Annotated in this window: 9 protein-coding genes; 6 read left to right on the forward strand and 3 right to left on the reverse strand. The window is 74.0% G+C overall.

Annotated elements, in window-relative coordinates:
* Both ABTX81_RS29030 and ABTX81_RS29035 read right to left on the reverse strand, forming a co-directional pair.
* Nucleotides 1-9317, reverse strand: a 9317-nt coding sequence (locus ABTX81_RS29030; protein ID WP_350551487.1) for an SDR family NAD(P)-dependent oxidoreductase, incomplete at its 3' end; no start/stop codon positions are given.
* Between the two features lie 285 nt (nt 9318-9602).
* Complete coding sequence (locus tag ABTX81_RS29035) at nt 9603-12305, reverse strand: helix-turn-helix transcriptional regulator (RefSeq protein ID WP_350551490.1); 2703 nt, start codon at nt 12303-12305, stop codon at nt 9603-9605.
* 751 nt (nt 12306-13056) lie between these two features.
* Between ABTX81_RS29035 and ccrA the strand changes: the two genes are divergently transcribed.
* The 3 genes from ccrA to ABTX81_RS29050 all read left to right on the forward strand — a co-directional run bounded on the left by ccrA (nt 13057) and on the right by ABTX81_RS29050 (nt 15673).
* Nucleotides 13057-14415, forward strand: a complete 1359-nt coding sequence (ccrA, locus tag ABTX81_RS29040; protein WP_350551711.1) for a crotonyl-CoA carboxylase/reductase — start codon at nt 13057-13059, stop codon at nt 14413-14415.
* A 162-nt stretch (nt 14416-14577) separates the two neighbouring features.
* Nucleotides 14578-15192, forward strand: a complete 615-nt coding sequence (locus tag ABTX81_RS29045) for a class I SAM-dependent methyltransferase (protein WP_350551493.1) — start codon at nt 14578-14580, stop codon at nt 15190-15192.
* Between the two features lie 43 nt (nt 15193-15235).
* Nucleotides 15236-15673, forward strand: coding sequence for a GNAT family N-acetyltransferase (locus tag ABTX81_RS29050; protein WP_350551496.1), 438 nt, complete (start codon nt 15236-15238; stop codon nt 15671-15673).
* A 49-nt stretch (nt 15674-15722) separates the two neighbouring features.
* Here ABTX81_RS29050 and ABTX81_RS29055 read toward each other — a convergent pair whose 3' ends face one another.
* Nucleotides 15723-17135, reverse strand: coding sequence for an amidase (locus ABTX81_RS29055; protein ID WP_350551499.1), 1413 nt, complete (start codon nt 17133-17135; stop codon nt 15723-15725).
* Between the two features lie 116 nt (nt 17136-17251).
* Between ABTX81_RS29055 and ABTX81_RS29060 the strand changes: the two genes are divergently transcribed.
* The 3 genes from ABTX81_RS29060 (at nt 17252) to ABTX81_RS29070 (ending at nt 20094) form a co-directional block, all read left to right on the forward strand.
* The gene (locus ABTX81_RS29060; RefSeq protein WP_350551502.1) at nt 17252-17905 is read left to right on the forward strand and encodes a TetR/AcrR family transcriptional regulator; all 654 of its coding nucleotides are present in this window, start codon (nt 17252-17254) and stop codon (nt 17903-17905) included.
* Nucleotides 17906-18036: 131 nt separating this feature from the next.
* Nucleotides 18037-18570 carry a hypothetical protein gene (locus ABTX81_RS29065; RefSeq protein ID WP_350551505.1) on the forward strand — a complete coding sequence of 178 codons (534 nt, stop codon included), beginning with the start codon at nt 18037-18039 and terminating at the stop codon, nt 18568-18570.
* A 120-nt stretch (nt 18571-18690) separates the two neighbouring features.
* On the forward strand, nt 18691-20094 hold the full coding sequence (locus ABTX81_RS29070) for a pyridoxal phosphate-dependent aminotransferase (RefSeq protein WP_350551508.1): 1404 nt from the start codon (nt 18691-18693) through the stop codon (nt 20092-20094).
* The last annotated feature ends 43 nt before the right edge of the window (nt 20095-20137 follow it).

A 20137-nucleotide genomic window follows, 5' to 3' on the forward strand; every position in this document is an offset into this window, starting at 1 on the left:
GCGACCCCGGAGGCGGCCTGGGTGTGGCCGATGTTGGACTTCAACGCGCCCAGCCACAGCGGCCGTTCCTCCGGCCGGCCCTGGCCGTAGGTGGCCAGCAGCGCGCCGGCCTCGATCGGGTCACCCAGCGTCGTCCCGGTCCCGTGCGCCTCCACCGCGTCGACCTGCTCGGGCGTCAGCCCCGCGTTCGTCAGCGCGGCCCGGATCACCCGCTGCTGGGCGGGACCGTTCGGCGCGCTGAGGCCGTTGCTGGCGCCGTCCTGGTTGATCGCGCTGCCCCGGAGCACGGCGAGCACCTGGTGCCCGTTGCGCCGCGCGTCCGACAGCCGCTCCAGCAGCACCATTCCGGCGCCCTCGGACCAGCTCGTCCCGTCGGCGGCCGCCGAGAACGCCTTGGAACGGCTGTCGCGCGCCAGTCCGCGCTGCCGGCTGAACTCGATGAAGAGGCTCGGCGTGGACATCACGGTGACACCGCCGGCCAGCGCCATCGAGCACTCTCCGCGCCGCAGCGACTCCGCCGCCAGGTGCAGCGCCACCAGCGAGGACGAGCAGGCGGTGTCGACCGTCACCGCCGGACCCTCCAGGCCCATGGCGTACGCGATCCGGCCGGACACCACGCTGGCCGCCTTGCCGGTCAGCAGGTAGCCCTCCAGGTCCTCGGGCAGCTGCCGCAGGTGCGAGGCGTAGTCCTGCCCGTTGGTGCCGATGAACACGCCCGTCGGCGTTCCGCGCCGGCTGGACGGGTCGATGCCCGCGCGCTCCACGACCTCCCAGGACGTCTCCAGCAGCAGCCGCTGCTGGGGGTCCATCGCCAGCGCCTCACGGGGCGAGATCCCGAAGAACTCCGGGTCGAAGTCGTAGGCGTCGTAGAGGAACCCGCCCTCCTTGGCGTAGGTCTTGCCGCGCTGGTCCGGGTTGGGGTCGTAGAGCTCCTCGACGTTCCAGTTCCGGTCGGTGGGGAAGGTGGAGATGACGTCGCCGCCGTCGGCCACCAGCCGCCACAGGTCCTCCGGGCTGCGCACGCCGCCGGGCAGGCGGCAGCTCATCGCGACGATGGCGATCGGGTCGTCGTCCGCACCGGCGGTGGTGCCCGCCACCTGCGCGGGTGCGGTGTCCGACTCCCCGAGGGCCGAGGTGTGGATGTACGCGGTGAGCGCCTCGGGGGTCGGGTAGTCGAAGAGCAGGCTGGTCGGCAGCCGCAGCCCGGTGGCGGTGTTCAGCCGGTTGCGGAGCTCCACCGCGGTCAGCGAGTCGAAGCCGACCTCGCGGAACGCCCGGGCCGGGGAGATCGCCTCCGGAGAGCCGTGCCCCAGGACGGCCGCGGCGTGGGAGCGCACCAGGTCCAGCAGGAACCGGTCGCGCTCCGGTCCGGGCAGCGCCGCCAGCTGCTGGGCCAGCGAGGAGGCGCCGGCGTCGGCGAGGCCCCGGGCCGCCCGCCGGTTCGGCGTCCGGACCAGGCCCCGGAACAGGTGGGGCACCGGCCGGGTGTCGGCCTGCGCCCGCAGCGCCGCTAGGTCCGTACGGGCCGGGACGAGCGCGGCGTCGCCGAGCGCGAGAGCGGTGTCGAACAGGGCCATGCCCTCCGCCGAGGGCATGGCGGCTATGCCGGAGCGGGCCATCCGCTGCACATCGGTGTCGTCCAGGTGGACGCTCATGGTGCTGCGCTCGGCCCACAGGCCCCAGGCGAGCGACTGGCCGGCCAGGCCGGCGGCCCGGCGCCGGCGGGCCAGCGCGTCCAGGAAGGCGTTGGCCGCGGCGTAGTTCGCCTGTCCGGCGCCGCCGATGGTGGCGACGACGGAGGAGTACAGCACGAAGGCGGTCAGGTCCAGGCCGGCGGTCAGCTCGTGCAGGTTCACCGCCGCGTCGACCTTGGGCCGCAGCACGGCGTCGACCCGCTCCGGGGTCAGGGCCGCGACGACGCCGTCGTCCAGCACACCGGCCGTGTGGATCACCGCGGTCAGCGGGTGCCCGGCGGGCACGGCGGCCAGCAGCTCCGCGAGCGCCGCGCGGTCCGCGACGTCGCACGCCGCCACCGTCACCGTGGCGCCGAGGGCGGCCAGTTCGGACCGCAGCTCCTCCGCACCCGCCGCGGCGAGACCGCGGCGGCTGGTCAGCAGCAGGTGCCGCACGCCGTACTCGGTCACCGCGTGGCGGGCCGCCAGCGCGCCCAGCGTCCCGGTGCCGCCGGTGATCAGCACGGTGCCGTCCGGGTCGAACGCCGGGGGGACGGCCGGGGCGTCGGCCGGGACCCGGGCGAGCCGGGGGACCAGCACAGCGCCCTCGCGGACGGCGAGTTGGGGCTCGCCGGAGGCCAGCGCGGCGGGCAGCGCGCGCAGCGACTCCGGGGCCGCGTCGAGGTCCACGAGCACGAACCGGTCCGGCTCCTCGGTCTGCGCCGAGCGGACCAGCCCCCACAGCGCGGCGTGCGCCAGGTCGGGCACGTCCTCGTCGGGGGCGGCCGCCACGGCGCCCCGGGTCACGAACACCAGCCGGGAGGCGGCGCACCGCTCGTCGGTGAGCCAGCGCTGGGCGAGGGCCAGGGCCCGGTGCGTGACGTCCCGTACGGCGTCCGCCGTGCCCGGCTCCGCGCCGGTGCCGTGCGGCGGCTCGGTGCAGGCGATCAGCACCGCGTCGGGGACGTCGGCGGTGTCCGCGTCCCAGTCGAAGACCGGCAGGTCGAGGCCGGCGCGCAGGGCGAGGCCGTCGTCACCGAGGACCGCCCACCGGCGCGATCCGGCGGATCCGCCGCCGCGCACCGGGCTCCACGCCACCTGCAGCAGCGACGGGTGGAAGGCGGGACGCCCGCCCCGGATCTCCTCCGGGCGCGTGGCGCGCAACGCCACCTCGCCGACGGCGGCCACGGGCCGGCCGGTCGGATCGGCGAGGGCGACGGACATCCCGTCGGGGCCGGTCGGGGTCAGCCGCACCCGCAGCGCGGACGCGCCGGTCGCGTGCAGCGAGACGCCCTTCCAGGCGAACGCCAGCCGGGCGTCGAGGTCCGCGCCCATACCGCCGTTCGCGTCGCCGCCCTCGCGGCCGAGCACGTCGGCCGCGCCCAGCGCGGCCTCCAGCAGCGCCGGGTGCAGGCCGAACAGCCCGGCCTCGCCCGCGGTGTCCTCGCTGAGGACGGCCTCGGCGCACACCTCGTCGCCGAGCCGCCACAGGGCGGTGATCCCGTCGGGCCGCTCGCCTTCCACCGGGACGGCGCCGGCCGGCGGCCAGGCCGTCAGGTCGAACGGCTCGGCCGTCCCGCCGGCCGCCAGGAGGCCGGTGGCGTGCCGCCGCCAGGGCCGGTCCGCCCCGCCCTGCTCCGCCCCCGGCTCCGTCTCGGCCTGCTCCGGCCGGGCGAACACCTCGAAGGTCCGCCGCTCGTCCTCGCCCGCGCCCAGCCGCACCTGGAGCACCACCGCGCCCTGGGCCGGCAGCGCCAGCGGCGCCTCGACGACCAGCTCCTCGATCCGCTCGTAGCCGACGTGGTCCCCCGCGCGGACGGCGAGCTCCACGAAGGCGCCACCCGGCAGCACCGGGGTGCCGAGCGCCGTGTGGTGGGCCAGCCAGGGGTGCGTCTGCACGGACAGCCGGCCGGTGAACAGGTGGCCGTCCGCCCCGGCGAGGGCGACCGCGGCGCCGAGCAGCGGGTGATCGGCCGGCTCCAGACCCGCCGTCGACACATCACCGCTCGGGGCGGGCCGGGAGAGCCAGTACAGCTCGCGCTGGAAGGCGTAGGTCGGAAGGTCCACCCGCCGCGCGCCGTGCCCGGCGAAGACGGCCGCCCAGTCGGGTTCGATGCCCTGGACCTGGGCCTGCGCCAGGGAGCTGACGAAGCGCCGCGCCCCGCCCTCGTCGCGGCGCAGCGTTCCCACGGCGGCGATCGCGGCGGTGCCGGCGTCCTCGGCGGTCTCCTGCAGCGCCGTCAGCAGCACCGGGTGCGGGCTGCACTCGACGAACCCGGTGAAGCCGGCGGCCAGCAGCTCCCGCGCGGCCCGCTCGAACTCCACCGTGTCCCGGATGTTGCGGTACCAGTACCGGGTGTCCAGTTCGCGAGTGTCCAGCCGCTCGCCGGTCACCGTGGAGTAGAACGGGATGGCGGAGGCCGTCGGCGCCACCGTCCGCAGCCCCTCCACCATGCGCTCGCGCAGCACGTCCACCTGGGCGGAGTGGCCGGCGGTGTCGACGCCGCGGATCCGGCGGGCCTGGACGCCCTCGGCCTCCAGGGCGGCCAGCAGCTCGTCGAGCGCCGCGGGGTCGCCGGAGACGGTCACGAACCTCGGGCCGTTGACGGCGGCGATCGACAGCCGGTCCGACCAGCGCCCGATCCGCTCGCGGGCCTCCTCGGCGGGCAGCGAGACGGCCATCATGCCGCCCTTGCCGGTGAGCTCCGACCAGAGCAGGCTGCGCAGGGCGACGATGCGGGCCGCGTCCTCCAGGGTCAGCCCGCCGGCGACGTACGCCGCGGCGATCTCGCCCTGGGAGTGCCCGATCACGGCCGCCGGTTCGATCCCGTACGACCGCCAGACGGCCGCCAGCGACACCATCACCGCGAACAGCGTCGGCTGGATCACGTCGATGCGCTCCAGCGAGGGCGCGTCCGGCTCGTCGTGCAGCACGTCCATCAGCGACCAGTCGATGAACGGCCGGAACGCGTCGGCGCACGCCCGCAGCTGCTCGGCGAAGACCGGCGAGTCCCGCCACAGCTCCTGCGCCATGCCGATCCACTGCGAGCCCTGGCCGGGGAAGACGAAGGCGACCTTGCGCCGCTCGGCGCCGGCGGCCTGCACCAGGTGGGGCGCGGTCGCGCCGTCCGCGAGCGCGTCGAGGCCCTGGAGGAAGCCCGCGCGGTCGTCCGCGACGATCGCGGCCCGGTGGCCGAACGCGGTGCGGGTGGTGGCGAGCGCGTACCCGGTGTCGGCGAGCCCGGTACCGGGGTGGGCCGCGAGGTGCACCCGCAGCCGCTCGGCCTGGGCGCGCAGCGCCTCCTCGGTCCGGCCGGAGAGCGTCCACGGGAGCGGGCCGGCCAGGCCGTCCGGCTCCGCGTCGGCGGACGGGGCCTCGGCCTCCTGCGGGGCCTGCTCGATGATGGCGTGGGCGTTGGTGCCGCTGATCCCGAAGGAGGAGACGCCGGCGCGCCTCGGCCGTCCGGTCGACGGCCACGGCGTCGGGTCGGTCAGCAGCCGCACCGCGCCCGACTCCCAGTCCACGTGCGGGGACGGCTCGTCGACGTGCAGGGTCTTCGGCAGCAGGCCGTGCCGGATGGCCATCACCATCTTGATCACCCCGGCCACGCCGGCCGCCGCCTGCGGGTGGGCGAAGTTGGACTTCAGCGAGCCCAGCCACAGGGGCTGCCCGTCCGCCCGCTCCTGGCCGTAGGTCGCGAGCAGCGCCCCGGCCTCGATCGGGTCGCCGAGGGCGGTGCCGGTGCCGTGCGCCTCGACGGCGTCGACGTCCCCGGTGGACAGGCCCGCGTCGGCGAGCGCCGCCCGGATCACCCGCTGCTGGGAGGGGCCGTGCGGGGCGGTCAGGCCGTTGCTGGCGCCGTCCTGGTTGACGGCGCTGCCGCGGATCACGGCCAGTACCTGGTGGCCGTTGCGCCGGGCGTCGGAGAGCCGCTCCAGCAGGATCATGCCGGCGCCCTCGCCCCAGCCGGTGCCGTCCGCCCGGGCGGAGAAGGCCTTGCAGCGGCCGTCGGCGGAGAGCGCCTTCTGCCGGCTGAGCTCGACGAAGATGCCGGGGCTGGACATCACGGTGACACCGCCGGCCAGCGCCAGTGAGCACTCGCCCCGGCGCAGCGACTGCACGGCCAGGTGGATCGCCATCAGGGAGGCCGAGCAGGCGGTGTCCACCGAGACGGCGGGGCCTTCGAGGCCGAGGGTGTAGGAGATCCGGCCGGAGATGACGCTGGTGGTGCTGCCGGTCAGCAGGTAGCCCTCGTACCCCTCCGACGGTTCCTCCATCCGGGGCCCGTAGTCCTGGGGCATCGCCCCGACGAACACCCCGCAGCGGCTGCCCTTCAGCGACGCGGGCCGGATGCCCGCGCGCTCCAGGGCCTCCCAGGAGGTCTCCAGCAGCAGCCGCTGCTGGGGGTCCATCGCCTGGGCCTCGCGGGGGCTGATGCCGAAGAAGGCGGGGTCGAACCAGCCCGCGTCGTGCAGGAAGCCGCCCTCCCGGACGTAGCTCTTGCCCTGCTTGGACGGGTCGGGGTCGTACAGGTCGGCCAGGTCCCAGCCGCGCTCGGTGGGGAATCCCGCGACCGTGTCCCGGCCGGCGGCGACCACCTCCCACAGCTCCTCGGGGGTCCGGACGCCGCCCGGGAGCCGGCAGCTCATCGAGACGATGGCGATCGGGTCGTGCTCGTCCTCGGCGGGGACGGACGGCCGGGGCGAGGCGGCGCGCTCCGGCGTGTCGGGGTCCACGGCGGAGGTGCGGACGTGGCGGGCCAGCGCGGCCGGCGTGGGGTGGTCGAAGAGGATCGTGCCGGGCAGCCGCAGCCCGGTGGCGGCGTTCAGCCGGTCGCGCAGCTCGACCGCGCTGATCGAGTCGAAGCCCAGCTCCTTGAACGCCCGGTCGGTGTCGATCGCGGCGGGCGTGGCGTGGCCGAGGACGAACGCGGCGTGCTTGCGGACGAGTTCCTCGGCGGCCTCCTGCTGCTCGGTCTCGTCGGCGAGGGCGGCCAGGCGGTCGCGCCAGGTGGCCGGCTCCTCGGTCGCGGCGGCGTCGAGCTCCGGGACCGGGGTGTCGAGCCAGTAGCGGTCGCGTTGGAAGGCGTAGGTGGGCAGGTCGACGCGGTGGGCGTCGGGGAAGACGGTGGTCCAGTCGATGGGCAGGCCGGTGGTGTGGATGCGGCCGAGCGCGGTGATCGCGGACTCGTCCTCGGGGCGGTTCTTGCGCAGGAGGGGGATGAACTCGCCTGAGTCGACGCAGGTTTGGGCCAGGGCGGTGAGGGTGGCGGCGGGGCCGAGTTCGATGTAGCGGGTGACGCCGCGTTCCCGCAGGGTGGTCATGCCGTCGTGGAAGCGGACGGCTTCGCGGACGTGGCGGACCCAGTAGTCGGGTGAGCGGACGAGTTCCGGGGTCGCGATTTCGCCGGTGACGTTGGAGACCAGGGCGATGGTGGGCTCGTGGTAGGTGAGTCCCTGGGCGATCTGCCGGAACTCCTCCAGCATCGGCTCGATCAAGGGGGAGTGGAAGGCGTGGCTGACGCGCAGGCGGGTGGACTTCCAGCCGCCGGCCTCCGCGATGGCCAGGACCGCTTCCTCGTCGCCGGAGAGGACGGTGGCGGTGGGGCCGTTGACGGCGGCGATGGAGACGCGGTCCTCGTGGCCGGCCAGGTGTGGCAGCACCTCTTCTTCCGAGGCGATGACGGAGACCATGGCGCCGCCGGTGGGCAGGGCCTGCATCAGTCGGCCACGGGCGGCCACCAGGGCGCAGGCGTCGGCGAGCGACCAGACGCCCGCGACGTGGGCGGCGGCGAGTTCACCGACCGAGTGCCCGACCAGGAAGTCGGCGCGCACGCCCCAGGATTCGACGAGGCGGTAGAGCGCGACCTCGATCGCGAACAGCGCCACCTGTGCGTACCCGGTGCCCTCCAGCAGTGCGGCGTCCGAGGAGATGACGTCGCGCAGCGGACGGTCCAGGTGCCCGTCGACGACGGCGCGGACCTCGTCGAACGCGGCGGCGAACACGGGGAACGCCGCGTACAACTCCGCTCCCATGCCGAGTCGCTGTGCACCCTGGCCGGTGAACAGGAACGCGGTCAGCCCGTCGGAGATCTGCGTGCCCGAGGCTTCGCCGGACGCCAACTCCTCCAGCGCGCGCAGCAGTTCCGCACGGTCCCGCCCGACCACCGCCGCGCGGTGCTCGAACGCGGTCCGGCCGGTCGCCAGCGAGTAGCCCACGTCCACCGGTGACAGCTCCGGCGAGGCCGCCACGTGCGCACCCAGCCGCCGGGCCTGCTCCCGCAGCGCCGCGGCCGACCTGCCGGACACCACCCACGGCACCACGGAGCCGGGAGCGTCGGTCGGGGGCCGCTCCTCCTCCGACCAGCTCGACAGCACCACATGGCAGTTGCTGCCGCCCATGCCGAACGAGCTGACGCCCGCGACCAGCGGTCCGCCGTCGGGGCTGGGCCACTCCTCGCGCTCGGTCTGGACGCGGAGGTTCAGCGCGTCGAGCGCGATGGCCGGGTTGGGCGTCTCGAAGTTGAGGCTGGGCGGCAGTTCCCGGTGGTGGAGGGAGAGGACGGTCTTCAGCAGCCCCGTGATGCCGGCCGCGCCCTCCAGGTGACCGACGTTGGTCTTGGCGGAGCCGACCCGCAGCGGGCCGTCGGCGGTCCGGGCCGCGCCCAGGACGGCACCGAGGGCCGCCGCCTCGACCGGGTCGCCGACCTTGGTGCCGGTGCCGTGCAGTTCCACGTACTGCACGGTGGCGGGGTCGACCCCGGCCAGCCGGTAGGCCTCGCGCAGCACCTCCTCCTGCCCGGCCCGGTCCGGCGTGGTCAGGCTGAGGCCGCCGCCGTCGTTGTTCGTCGCGGAGCCGTGGATCAGGCAGTAGACCCGGTCGCCGTCGGCGACCGCCCGGGAGAGCGGCTTGAGGACCACCAGGGCACCGCCCTCGCCCCGGACGTAGCCGTTGGCCCGGGCGTCGAAGGTGTGGCAGCGGCCGTCGGGGGAGAGGGCGCCGAACTTCGAGGCGCCGGCGAAGCTCTCGGGGGCGACGTTGAGGTTGACGCCGCCGGCCAGCGCGAGTTGCGACTCCCCGCGCCGCAGGCTCTCGCAGGCCAGGTGGACGGCGACCAGGGAGGAGGACTGGCCGGTGTCCACGACCAGGCTGGGGCCGTGCAGTCCGAGGACGTAGGAGAGGCGGTTGGCGATGATGCCGCGCTGCAGTCCGGTCAGCGAGTGCTGGGTGAGGGCCGGCACGCCGAGCCGGTGCTGGAGGGCCGCGTAGTCGTCCGCGATGGCGCCGACGAAGACGCCGGTGCGGCTGCCCGTCAGGGCGGAGGGAACGGCGCCCGCGTCCTCCAGCACCTCCCAGCCGAGTTCGAGCACCAGGCGCTGCTGCGGGTCCATGGCGGCGGCTTCGCGCGGCGATATCCCGAAGAATGCGGGGTCGAACCGGTCGATCTGCCCGATGAATCCGCCGCGGCCGCTTTCCGGGCCGGATCCGGCGATTCCGGCGCGGTCCCCGGGTATTCCGGTAATGGCGTCGACGCCGTCGCGGAGCAGTGCCCAGAATTCATCCGGACCGGTCACCCGCGGAAGCCGGCAGGCCACTCCGACGACGGCGATCGGATCGTTGTGCATCTCGGTGTTCCCAGACATCGCGACTCGGATCGCCTCTCCACAGGAAAATCAAATGCCGAAGCCAGATCGGGCAGTTGGAGCTGTTGGGAGGCTATCGCGCACGGTAGGGGCGACCAACCCCTAGATCCCAGGGGGCCACCCCTACCGTATTCGCGTCATTCAGGGGCCGCGCCGCCGGCCCCGGTCGCTCTTGATTCTCCGTGTACCATCCCGTGGCCCTGGCCGGAATGGCCTGGACCAGAGGGCCGGAACCGTCCGCACGGAGCCCGCGCGGCCTCGGCGATCCGGGTCCGGCCGATGCCGTCAAGCGAATCCGGAGGCCAGCGGGACGCGGTCCACCGCGAAGTCGATCATGAGCTGCCGGCGGCCGCGGATGTTGAGTTTCCGGTACACCCGGGTGAGGTGCTGCTCGACCGTGCTCACGGTGATGTACAGCTCGGCCGCGATCTCCCGGTTCGTGGACCCCTGCGCCGCGAGGGCGGCGACCCGGATCTCCGAATCGCTGAGCTTGGCCAGCGGGCCGGCCCCGCTGTCGTCCTCCCGGGAGCGCTCGTGCGCTTTCAGCCGGCCCGGCCGGATGGCCTCGCACAGCGCGTCGGCCCCGCACTCCTTGGCCATCTGCCAGGCCCGGTCCGTGATCGTGCCGGCCCGGCTGAACTCGCCCAGCGCCCGGTGCGCCCGGCCGAGGTCGGCCAGGGTGCGGGCCAGTTCCAGCCGGTCGCCGGACCGCTCCAGCTCGGCCACCGCCAGGGAGAGCGTCCGGGGCCGCAGCGCGGGTTCGCTGAGGCCGGCGTGCAGCCGCAGCGCGGTGCCCCGGATGCGGGAGCTGCCGGTCTCCTGCAGCTGGCTCCTGATCAGGCGCTCGGCGGGCTCCCGCTCGCCGATGCGCAGCCACGCCTCCGCGACGTCCAGGTTCCAGGGCAGGAGCACCGGCTGGTCGACGTTCCACTGCTTGCCGAGCCGCTCCGCCATGAGGAACTCGCCGAGCGCGGCGTGCGCCCGGCCGGTCGCCAGGTAGTAGTGCCCGCGCGCCCGCAGGTACTTCAGCCCGTAGATGCTGCGGAAGACGCTGTCCCGCACCGGGCGGCTGAGCTGGCGGGCCGCCGCGTTCAGCCGCCCCATGGCGGTGTAGGCGAGGATCTGGGTGGCGATCGCCCCCGCGGCGAAGACGTTGCCGACCTCCTCCGCGATCCCCTCCAGGGAGTCGGAGGCGTGCTCCACCGCCTTGTGCAGGTCGCCCTGCCAGAGCGAGATCTCGCTGCGGACCATGGCGAGTATGGTCCGCCAGCCCGGCGTCTGCCAGCCCTGGGCCTCGGCGGTCAGCAACTGCCACCAGGTCTCGATCTCGGCGGAGCCGCGGCTGCCCCGGGCCAGCGCGGACAGGGCCGTCACGGCGGGCTCGAAGGTCGCCTCGGTGAGCGCCAGGAGCTGCAGCGAGCCCTCGGCCACCAGGGCGACCGGCTCGTCGCGGAGCGGGCGCGCCGGGGTGGGGCCGGGCAGCGTGACGGCCGGCGCGGCGGAACTGTGCGCCGGCGCCTTCAGGGCCGAACCGATCAGCGCGGTGTCCAGCGCCCCGGGCGCGTCCGCGGTGCCGGGAGCGCCCTGGCCCTCGCCGCCGAAGCGGCGCAGCGTCCGCCGTGCCTCCTCGACCCGCCCCAGCGCGAGCAGCAGCCGGGCCAGCGGGCCCGCGCAGGACTCCGGCAGCCGGTCGCTGTCCAGCAGGGCGAGCGGCTCCATGAGATGGGTCTCCACCGCCGAGGGGTCCAGGCGCAGCAGGACGGCCGCGAGCCGCAGCCGGATCTCGGTGCGCTGCGCCGGAGCGGTGCAGGCGGCGCAGGCGAGCTCCAGGTAGCGCACCGCCAGCCGCACATCGCCGGCGAGCACCTGCTCGGCGGCGTGGCGCAGCACGTCGACGGCCCACTGCGGGAACGACGCGGAGGCCCTGGCGGCCAGCAGGTGCTCGGCGACCTTCAGATCGCCGGCGCCCACCCGGTGCAGCACCTCGGCCGCCCGCCGGTGCAGCTCGGCGCGTGCCTGCGGAGCCATCTCGTCGAGCAGCGTCCCCTGCACCAGCGGGTGGCGCAGCGCGCAGCAGTCCAGCAGCCCGACCGTGTTCAGCGCCTCGATGCCGCGGGTCACGGTGCCGCGGCTGACGTCCAGCATCAGGCTGAGCAGGTCGGGCGAGCCCGCGCGGCCGAGCACGGACAGGCCCTTCACCAGGTCCTCGGCGATCGGGCCGGAGCGGCGCAGGATGCTGCGCACCGCGGAGATGAAGGCCTCGCCGACCTCGGGCTCGTCCGGGGAGGGGAGGCGCCCCTGCGCGGCGGCGGTGTGGTGGTCCTCCAGCAGGGCGCGCAGGAGGAGGGGATTGCCGCCGCTGACGGCGTGCCAGGACGGGGCGCGCCGGCGGGCCTCGGCCGCGCCGAACGTCCTGCCGAGCACTTCGGCCACATGGTCCGTGCGGAGCGGGGGAAGGATGATCCGGCGCCGGTTGGGGTGCTGGAGGAAGAGGGTGCGCAGGGCCGGGTCGCTGCGCCGCTCGTGGACGGCGGAATCGGTGAGGACCAGCAGCATGGGGGCGCCGTGCATGGGGCTGGTGGCCGCCAGCAGGTGGCGCAGCGAGGGTGCGTCGACGTACTGGACGTCGTCCACCAGGACCACCACGGGCAGTTGGGAGGCGAGGTCGTGCAGGGCCAGGCAGAAGTCGTTGCGGCCGGACGGCGCTTCGGCCGCCGCCCGCAGCGGCGCGTGCGCCGGGGCCGGCAGGCCGGGGTCGTGGAGGAGCTGGCGCAGCGCCGCCAGCGGAACCTCGCGCTCCCCGGGATTCCCGGTGATACGGAGAACCGCCGCCCGACTGTGCTCCAACTGCCGTGCGAATTCCGTTAAGATTGCTGTCTTTCCGAATCCAGCTGGACCTTGGAGAACAACGACACCTGCATTGCCGGAGAGGCAGTGAGAGAATTCATCAGCCAGCTTGGTGAGTTGCTCGCCTCTGCCGGTCAGCATCCTCAAGTCTCCGATCGGTGGTCAGATCGCCGCCGGCCTGATCCGGTAGGGCTGACGACAGTTGGGGGGATGGTACCCGAGTGATAGGGGTGGCGATCAATAGGACGACCTCCACGGGTTTCTTCGTACACAAGAATCGGACGCCCGGAGCTGGCGGTGAGTCACATCGCCCTGGCCGGTGCGGGATCTCCGGCGCAGGTAGGGGTGCCGGGGGGTCAGGTTAGGGGTGTACATGACCGGTCCTTCCGGGATAAAACACTGCGGGGACACGTTTTCGGCCAGTTATGCGGGGTAACGGCCGGGGCAACTGGCGGGCCCGTGCCGTTCGCCGCACCCGCCGATGAACGGCGGTCGACTGTCGGGCATCAGCGATCTGCACGTTGGCTATCCGGAAAATCGGGCCATTGTCGAAAAAGATGTGTCCGGAATCCGACCTGAACCGGCTGCCGGCGGCCGGCCGCGCGGGCACGGCGTTCGCCGGCCGTTCGCCGGGGTCGGGCGGGCGCCCGGCGTATTGCGTCAACGGTTCGCCAAGGCGATCCGGACACCCGGAGACCACGAGTCGTGGAGCGTGCGGCGCAGCCCGCCCCGGTACCGGCCGGCGGCGCGAGTTAGGGGAGGTGAGGGCCCCGAGTAGGGGGTCCTCCCGTCCTACGATGGCCGCCGACGCCCCCCTCCGCCTTCCGATCGATGAGGGCCCGGCCGTCCCCACCGCCTCCCATCCGTCGCAGCAGCCAGCCGTCTTGAGGTGATCGACGTGGAATCCATCCTGAACGCCGTCGTGTCCGGTGAAGCCACCCGGCAGGACTTCGCCGCCCTGCCGCTTCCCGAGTCGTACCGGGCCGTGACGGTCCGCAAGCAGGACGTGGAGATGTTCGCCGGCATCGAGAGCCGGGACAAGGACCCCCGCAAGTCCCTCCACGTGGAGCAGGTGCCCGTCCCCGAACTCGGCCCCGGCGAAGCCCTGGTCGCGGTGATGGCCAGTTCCGTGAACTACAACTCGGTCTGGAGCGCGATCTTCGAGCCGCTGCCCACCTTCGGCTTCCTGGAGCGCTACGGTAGACAGTCCCCCCTCGCCAGGCGCCACGACCTGCCGTACCACGTCATAGGCTCCGACCTGGCCGGCGTGGTGCTGCGCACCGGCCCCGGCGTCAACGCCTGGCACCCCGGGGACGAGGTGGTCGCCCACTGCCTGTCGGTGGAGCTGGAGTCCGCCGACGGCCACGGCGACACCATGCTCGACCCCGAGCAGCGGATCTGGGGCTTCGAGACCAACTTCGGCGGCCTCGCCCAGCTGGCCCTGGTCAAGTCCAACCAGCTGATGCCCAAGCCCGCCCACCTGACCTGGGAGGAGTCCGCGGCCTCCGGTCTGGTCAACTCCACCGCCTACCGCCAGCTGGTCTCGCGCAACGGCGCCGGCATGAAGCAGGGCGACAACGTGCTGATCTGGGGCGCCAGCGGCGGCCTCGGCTCGTACGCCACCCAGCTCGCGCTGGCCGGCGGCGCCAACCCCGTCTGCGTGGTGTCCAGTCCCGGGAAAGCCGAGATCTGCCGGGCGATGGGCGCCGAGGCGATCATCGACCGGTCCGCCGAGGACTACCGGTTCTGGAAGGACGAGCACACCCAGGACCCGCGCGAGTGGAAGCGGCTGGGGGCCCGGATCCGTGAGCTGACCGGCGGCGAGGACGTCGACATCGTCTTCGAGCACCCCGGCCGGGAGACCTTCGGTGCCAGCGTCTTCGTCACCCGCAAGGGCGGTACGGTCGTCACCTGCGCCTCCACCTCCGGCTACATGCACCAGTACGACAACCGGTACCTCTGGATGTCGCTCAAGCGCATCGTCGGCACGCACTTCGCCAACTACCGCGAGGCCTGGGAGGCCAACCGCCTGATCGCCAAGGGCAGGATCCACCCGACCCTCTCCCGGACCTACACCCTGGACGAGACCGGACAGGCCGCCCACGACGTCCACCGCAACGTCCACCAGGGCAAGGTCGGCGTGCTCTGCCTGGCCCCCGAGGAGGGCCTCGGCGTGCGCGACCACGAGCTGCGCGCCAAGCACCTCGACGCGATCAACCGCTTCCGCGTCCCCTTGGCGGCCACCGACTGAACCGCCCCGGGGTGAACTGAGCCGGCGTCAAGGGCGTGGACGGAGCGACCGCCCAGGGGCCTTATGCTGCTGCGCATGCTGAGCGAGACACGCCCGGTCGGTTCGGGGGCGGCCATCTTGTCGGACCAGGAGTTCGTTCGGACCCGGACCCGGATCGGGCCGGTGCCTTTCGTGCCCGAGGTGCGCCTGCACATGGCGGAGGACGCCATCGCGCTGTGGGAGACCACCGAGTCCGCACGCGGCGAACGCGGGCTGCCGCCGCCGTTCTGGGCGTTCGCCTGGGCCGGCGGCGTCGGGGTGGCCCGCTATGTGCTGGACCACCCCGAACTGGTCGCCGGCCGGACGGTGCTGGACCTCGCGGCCGGCTCCGGCCTGGTCGGCATCGCGGCGGCGCTGCGCGGCGCCCGGTCGGTGCGGGCCGCCGAGATCGACGCGTACGCCGTCGCCGCCATCGAGGTCAACGCGGCCGCCAACGGTGTGCGGGTCGCGGCGGCCGTCGAGGACCTGCTGGACGGCGACGGCGCGCCGGCGGAGGTGGTGCTCGCCGGGGACGTCTTCTACGAGCGGACGATGGCGGCGCGCTTCCTGCCGTTCCTGCAGCGCGCCCGGGCGCGGGGCGCGGCGGTGATCGTCGGCGACCCGGGCCGCGCCTATCTGCCGCGCGAGCGCTTCACGGCGCTGGCGGCGTACGAGGTGCCGGTGGTCGCGGACCTGGAGGACGCGGCGCTGAAGACGACGACGGTGTGGGAGCTGGCGGGCGGGCCGTCCGGCTCCTGAAATTCCCGGCGGGTCGGCGCGGGGCGCTGGTAGACAGTCGGCCATGGCCGACTTCACCCTGCGCCCCGCCGTCCCCGACGAGATCCCCGCCGTGCTCGCGCTCTGGGCCCGCGCCGCCAAGGGCACCAGCATCACCGACGACGCCGAGGGCGTGGCGGCCCTGCTCGCCCGCGACCCGCACGGCCTGCTGGTCGCCGTCCGGGCGGACGACCCGGCCGTCCTGCTCGGCACCGTCATCGCGGGCTGGGACGGCTGGCGCTGCCACCTCTACCGGCTCGCCGTCGACCCGGACCACCGCCGGCGCGGCATCGGCGCCGCCCTGCTGGCGGCCGCCGAGGACCGCTTCACCGCCCTCGGCGGCCGCCGCGCCGACGCGATGGTGCTGGACGACAACGCCCTCGGCCACCGGACCTGGCAGGCCGCCGGCTACGGCCCGCAGCCGCAGTGGACGCGCTGGGTGAAGCCGCTGGCCGCGGACTGACGGGCCGGGGCCGGCGGCCGCGGCGCGGCGCGGTCCGGCGCGGTCCGGCTCAGCGGGGGTCGACCGGGGTGAGCACGCCGAGGCGGTCCTCGATCTCCTGGGCGGCGGCCAGGCACAGGTCCTCCCGGAAGGCACGCCCGATGACCTGCACGCCGGACGGCAGCCCATCGGCCACCCCGGTCGGCACGGCGACCCCGGGCACGCCCACGAAGCTGGTCACCGAGCACAGCCGCATGCCCGCGCCGACCCGTTCGTGCCCCGCCCGGTCGCGCGACTCCAGACCCGGCTCGACCGGCGGCTCGGTGAACACCGGTCCGAGCAGCAGCGGGTACTCGTCGAGGAACTCCGCCCAGGACCGGCGGATGCCCAGCCAGGACCCCATCAGCTTCATGAACTCCGCGGCGGTCGCGGGCGGGGTCTTCTCCATCGCCATCCCGATGTAGCGGTCCCCGCCCTCGCCGAGCAGGGTCCGCACCACCGGCCAGGCCGGAGCGAACTCGGTCACGGTGATCCGGCCGTACGCCTCCAGCGCCTCGTCCAGCCGCGGCACGTCCGCCACCTCCCGCACGTCGTACCCGGCGTCGCGCAGCGCTTCGGCCGCGGCCGCGACGGCCGCGCGGACCGTCGGGTGGACGCCGTGGCCGCCGGGGTCGGCGACGACCGCGACCTTCACCGGCCCCGGCAGCGGCTCGCCGTACAAGGGCACCGGGACGGCCCGGGGGTCCCGCGGGTCGGGCCCGGCCAGCGCCTCGTACGCCAGCCGCAGGTCGGCGATCCGGCGGGCCAGGGGCCCGTCGGTGACCAGGATCTGCGAGGCCGGTCCCGGGTCCTCCGGGCCGAAGACGCGGTGGTCGGCGGGGAACCGTCCGGCGGTCGGCTTCAGCCCGGCCACGCCGCAGAACGAGGCCGGGACCCGGACGGATCCGCCGGAGTCGTTGCCGAGTCCGAGCGCGGCCATGCCGGTGGCCACCGCCACCCCGTCGCCGCCGCTGCTGCCGCCCGGGGTCCGGCCCGGGTCCCACGGGTTGACGGTGTCGCCGAACAGCTCGCTGCGGGAGTGCATCCCCGCCAGGATCAGGGTCGGCATGTTGCTGTGCCCGATGGGGATGGCGCCGGCCGCCCGGAGCCGGGCCACCGGCAGCGCGTCCTCGGACGCCACCAGGTCGCGGAAGCGCGCCGCCCCGAAGGTGGTCGGCACGCCCTCGATCGCGGTGGACTCCTTCACCGTGAAGGGCACACCGGCCAGCGGCCCGAGCTCCTCGCCGGCGGCCCGCCGCCGGTCCGTCCGCCCGGCGGCCTCGCGGGCGCGCTCGGCCAGCAGTTGGGTGACCGCGTTGACCCGGGGGTTGACCTCGGCGATGCGTTCCAGATGGCTGTCGACCAGTTCGACCGCCGAGATCCCCCCGGTTCGGACCGCCGCCGCCTGGTCGGCGGCGGGCAGCTTCCACAGCGCGTCCCGCATGATCCTCGTGCTCCCCATCCACGTGTCGACGAGCCGTCGACGGGCTGTCGATGTGCTCGTGGCGGAACCATACCCCGGAAGCGATACGATCGTATCGAAATAAGGAGGGGCCGAGCATGCCCAAGCAGGTGGACTACGAAGGCCGACGCCGGCGGATCGCCGAGGCCGTCTGCCTCCTCGCCGACGAACACGGGCCGGAGGGAGTGACCGTGCGCGACGTCGCAGCCCGCGCGCAGGTCTCCGTGGGCGCTGTTCAGCGCTGCTTCCGCACCAAGGAGGAGATGCTCCTGTTCGCCGTCGGCCACGTCGGCGAACGCGTCACCGAACGCGCGCGGTACCGGCTGGCCGGCAGTCCGGCCCACTCGGCCGGCACCGCCCTGGGGCACGTGGTCGCCGAGGTCGCCCTGCTCCGCGAGGAACACCGCGCCGAGGCCCGGGTCTGGCTCGCGTTCGTCGCCAAGGCGGCCGTCAGCGAGCCGCTGGCCGGTCCGCTGAGAAGCAGCTACGCGGCCCTTCAGGACCTCGTCGCGCGCCTCATCGCGGAGGCCGCCGGGAGCGGTTCGGCCGGCGGTTCGGCCGGCGGTTCGGCCGGCGAAGGCGAAGGCGCCGCGCCGTCCGACCCGGGGCGCGAGGCCCGCACCCTGCTCGCCCTCGCCGACGGCCTCACCGCGCAGGTGCTCATCGGCCACCTGGCCGAGGCGGAGGCCGAGGAGGTCCTGCACGCGCATCTGGCCGGCCTCTGGGAACGCCTGCGCGTCGCCCGCCCCTGAACGGTGGTCGGACACTCCCGCCCGGGCCGGTTCGCCGGGACCTGCCGAAGCGGCAGCGTGTCGACGTGCACCGGCGCGGACGCGGGCGGGAGGCTGGTGGCTCCGGAGCGGGCAGGTGGTCGGGAGGGCATGTGAGAGTGCGTGATGCGGCGGCGGGCGGGGACGCGGACGCCGGTGTCCTCGGCACCGCGCTCGGCGTGGTCCTGGCGTTCTCGCTGGCGGAGGGCTCGTGGGAGTGGTTCTCCACGTACCTGGGATTGACGCTCCTCGCGGTGGTGCTGGCCTTCGGGCGGGTCCCGGTGCGGAGGGCCGTCGGCTACGGATGGCACCTGGCGGCGTACTCGCTGGTGGTGGGCCTCTGCGTGGCGCTCGCGCTGGCGCCGGCGTTGCAGCGCTGGGACTGGCTGTTCCCGATGCCGGGCACCAGGGAGGGCTGCGTGCAGGCGGGCCGGTACGAGAGCCTGCACACGAAGGCCGCGCTGGGGGACCTCGCCGGGCAGGACGCGGCGGCGCTGGCGTACGCGCAGGACCGGCAGAGCCGGGTGGCGGTGGACGACTGCCTGTCCGCGACCACGACCCGGTGGCTCCCGGTGTACGCGCTGGGCACGGCGCTGGTGGTGAGCGGGGGCGCGTGGGTGTGGGGGAGGGCGCGGCGGTCCTCGTGAGCGTCCGGTCCGTCGCCGGATGGGCGCGAACGGCTGGCGGGGGCCGCAGCGGCGTGGTGCGCTGGAGCCATCCGCATGCGAACCGTTCGCGCTGCCCTGCTGGAAGTGAGCCACCCCGTCATGACCGTTTCGACCGGCCCGACCGAGCCCGCCGAACTCCTCGCCCGGATCCCCGACTTCGAGCAGGCCCTCGCCCTCTACCGCGACCTGGAACCGGACACGGCGATCAACCTGTCCGTCGCGGAGAACGTCCTGGTGTACGAGGACTCGATGCAGAAGATGGTGTTCGACCACATCGACCTGCTGCCGGAGAAGTACATCCACTACGCCACCCCGTACGGCGACCCGCCGCTGCGCGAGGAGGTCGCGGCGCTGTTGACCAAGGCCTTCGACGCGTACGTCGCACCGGGGGACGTGTTCGGCACGGGCGGCGTCGGGTCGGCGCTGGAGTGTCTCGCGTTCGCCCTCCAGGACTCGCCGCGGGAGGGGGAGGCCGGCCCGCCGCCGCTGAAGGAGGGCGACGCGGTGCTGCTGCCGGCGCCGTACTGGCAGGGGTTCAACTGGTCGTTCGAGCAGCGGCCGAAGCTGAAGTGCGTGCCGGTGGCGCTGCCGACGGAGGGGGCGGACCGGTTCCGGCTGTCGCTGGAGGTGATCAAGGAGGCGTACTTCAAGTACAACCGGCTGTTCGGCGAATTCCCCCGGCTGCTGGCCCTGACCAACCCGCACAACCCGCTGGGCGTCAACTACGGGAAGCCGCTGCTGGACGAGATCTACGCCTGGGTGCTCGACGAGACCCAGATGCACATCATCTCCGACGAGATCTACTGCCACTCGCAGGTGAGGAGCGCGCGGGTGCCGTTCACCAGCGCGTTCGCGCTGGACGCGTACAGGAGGGCGCCGGAGCGGATCCATGTGGTGTGGGGGTTCGCGAAGGACTTCGGGCTCTCCGGCTTCCGGACGGGGTTCGTGGTGTCGAAGTACGGACCGGTGCAGCGGGCGATGCTGGGCACGTCGGGCATCGAGGAGAAGAAGCACCCGATGTCGTGGTTCACGCCGGTGGACTCGCTGAAGCACTACGTCCTCGGCGAGCTGCTGGAGAACACGGTGAACGGCAGCACGGAGCTGTACACCACGTACGCGATGCGGCGCTACCAGGAGTTGTTGAGCGACAGCTTCGAGAAGGTCCGGGCGAGGCTGGTCGAGAAGAAGATCGATTTCGTGTACACGGAGGGCGACAACCCGGCCCAGTTCTTCTGGCTGGACCTGACGGCGTACCTGGGCAAGCGGAAGGGCAAGGAGCCCTGCGCGCCGAAGGCGTTCACTCCGCCCAATGACATGGACCCCGACGAGCAGTGGCTCTTCGAGTACCTGCGCTGCGCACCGACGGAGGTCACCCTCCTCCCCGGCCAGACCATGCACAGCCCCGCCCCGGGGTTCTTCCGCCTGTGCTTCACGGCCTACCAGCCGGACGTGGTCTGCGAGGCGATCGACCGAGTGGCCGCCGCCCTGGCCCAGTTGACGTAGGGGAGCGGTGGAACGGTCGGGCCCCGGAGGAACTCCTTCTCCG

It is taken from the genome of Kitasatospora sp. NPDC097605, from assembly GCF_040302725.1.
GTDB lineage: Bacteria > Actinomycetota > Actinomycetes > Streptomycetales > Streptomycetaceae > Kitasatospora.

What these genes read in the sequence shown, in the direction of transcription:
- ABTX81_RS29035 (WP_350551490.1), bottom strand. Translation starts at nt 12,305, where the DNA reads ATGCTGACCGGCAGAGGCGAGCAACTCACCAAGCTGGCTGATGAATTC.
- ABTX81_RS29050 (WP_350551496.1), top strand. Translation starts at nt 15,236, where the DNA reads ATGGCCGACTTCACCCTGCGCCCCGCCGTCCCCGACGAGATCCCCGCC.
- ABTX81_RS29055 (WP_350551499.1), bottom strand. Translation starts at nt 17,135, where the DNA reads ATGCGGGACGCGCTGTGGAAGCTGCCCGCCGCCGACCAGGCGGCGGCG.
- ABTX81_RS29060 (WP_350551502.1), top strand. Translation starts at nt 17,252, where the DNA reads ATGCCCAAGCAGGTGGACTACGAAGGCCGACGCCGGCGGATCGCCGAG.
- ABTX81_RS29070 (WP_350551508.1), top strand. Translation starts at nt 18,691, where the DNA reads ATGACCGTTTCGACCGGCCCGACCGAGCCCGCCGAACTCCTCGCCCGG.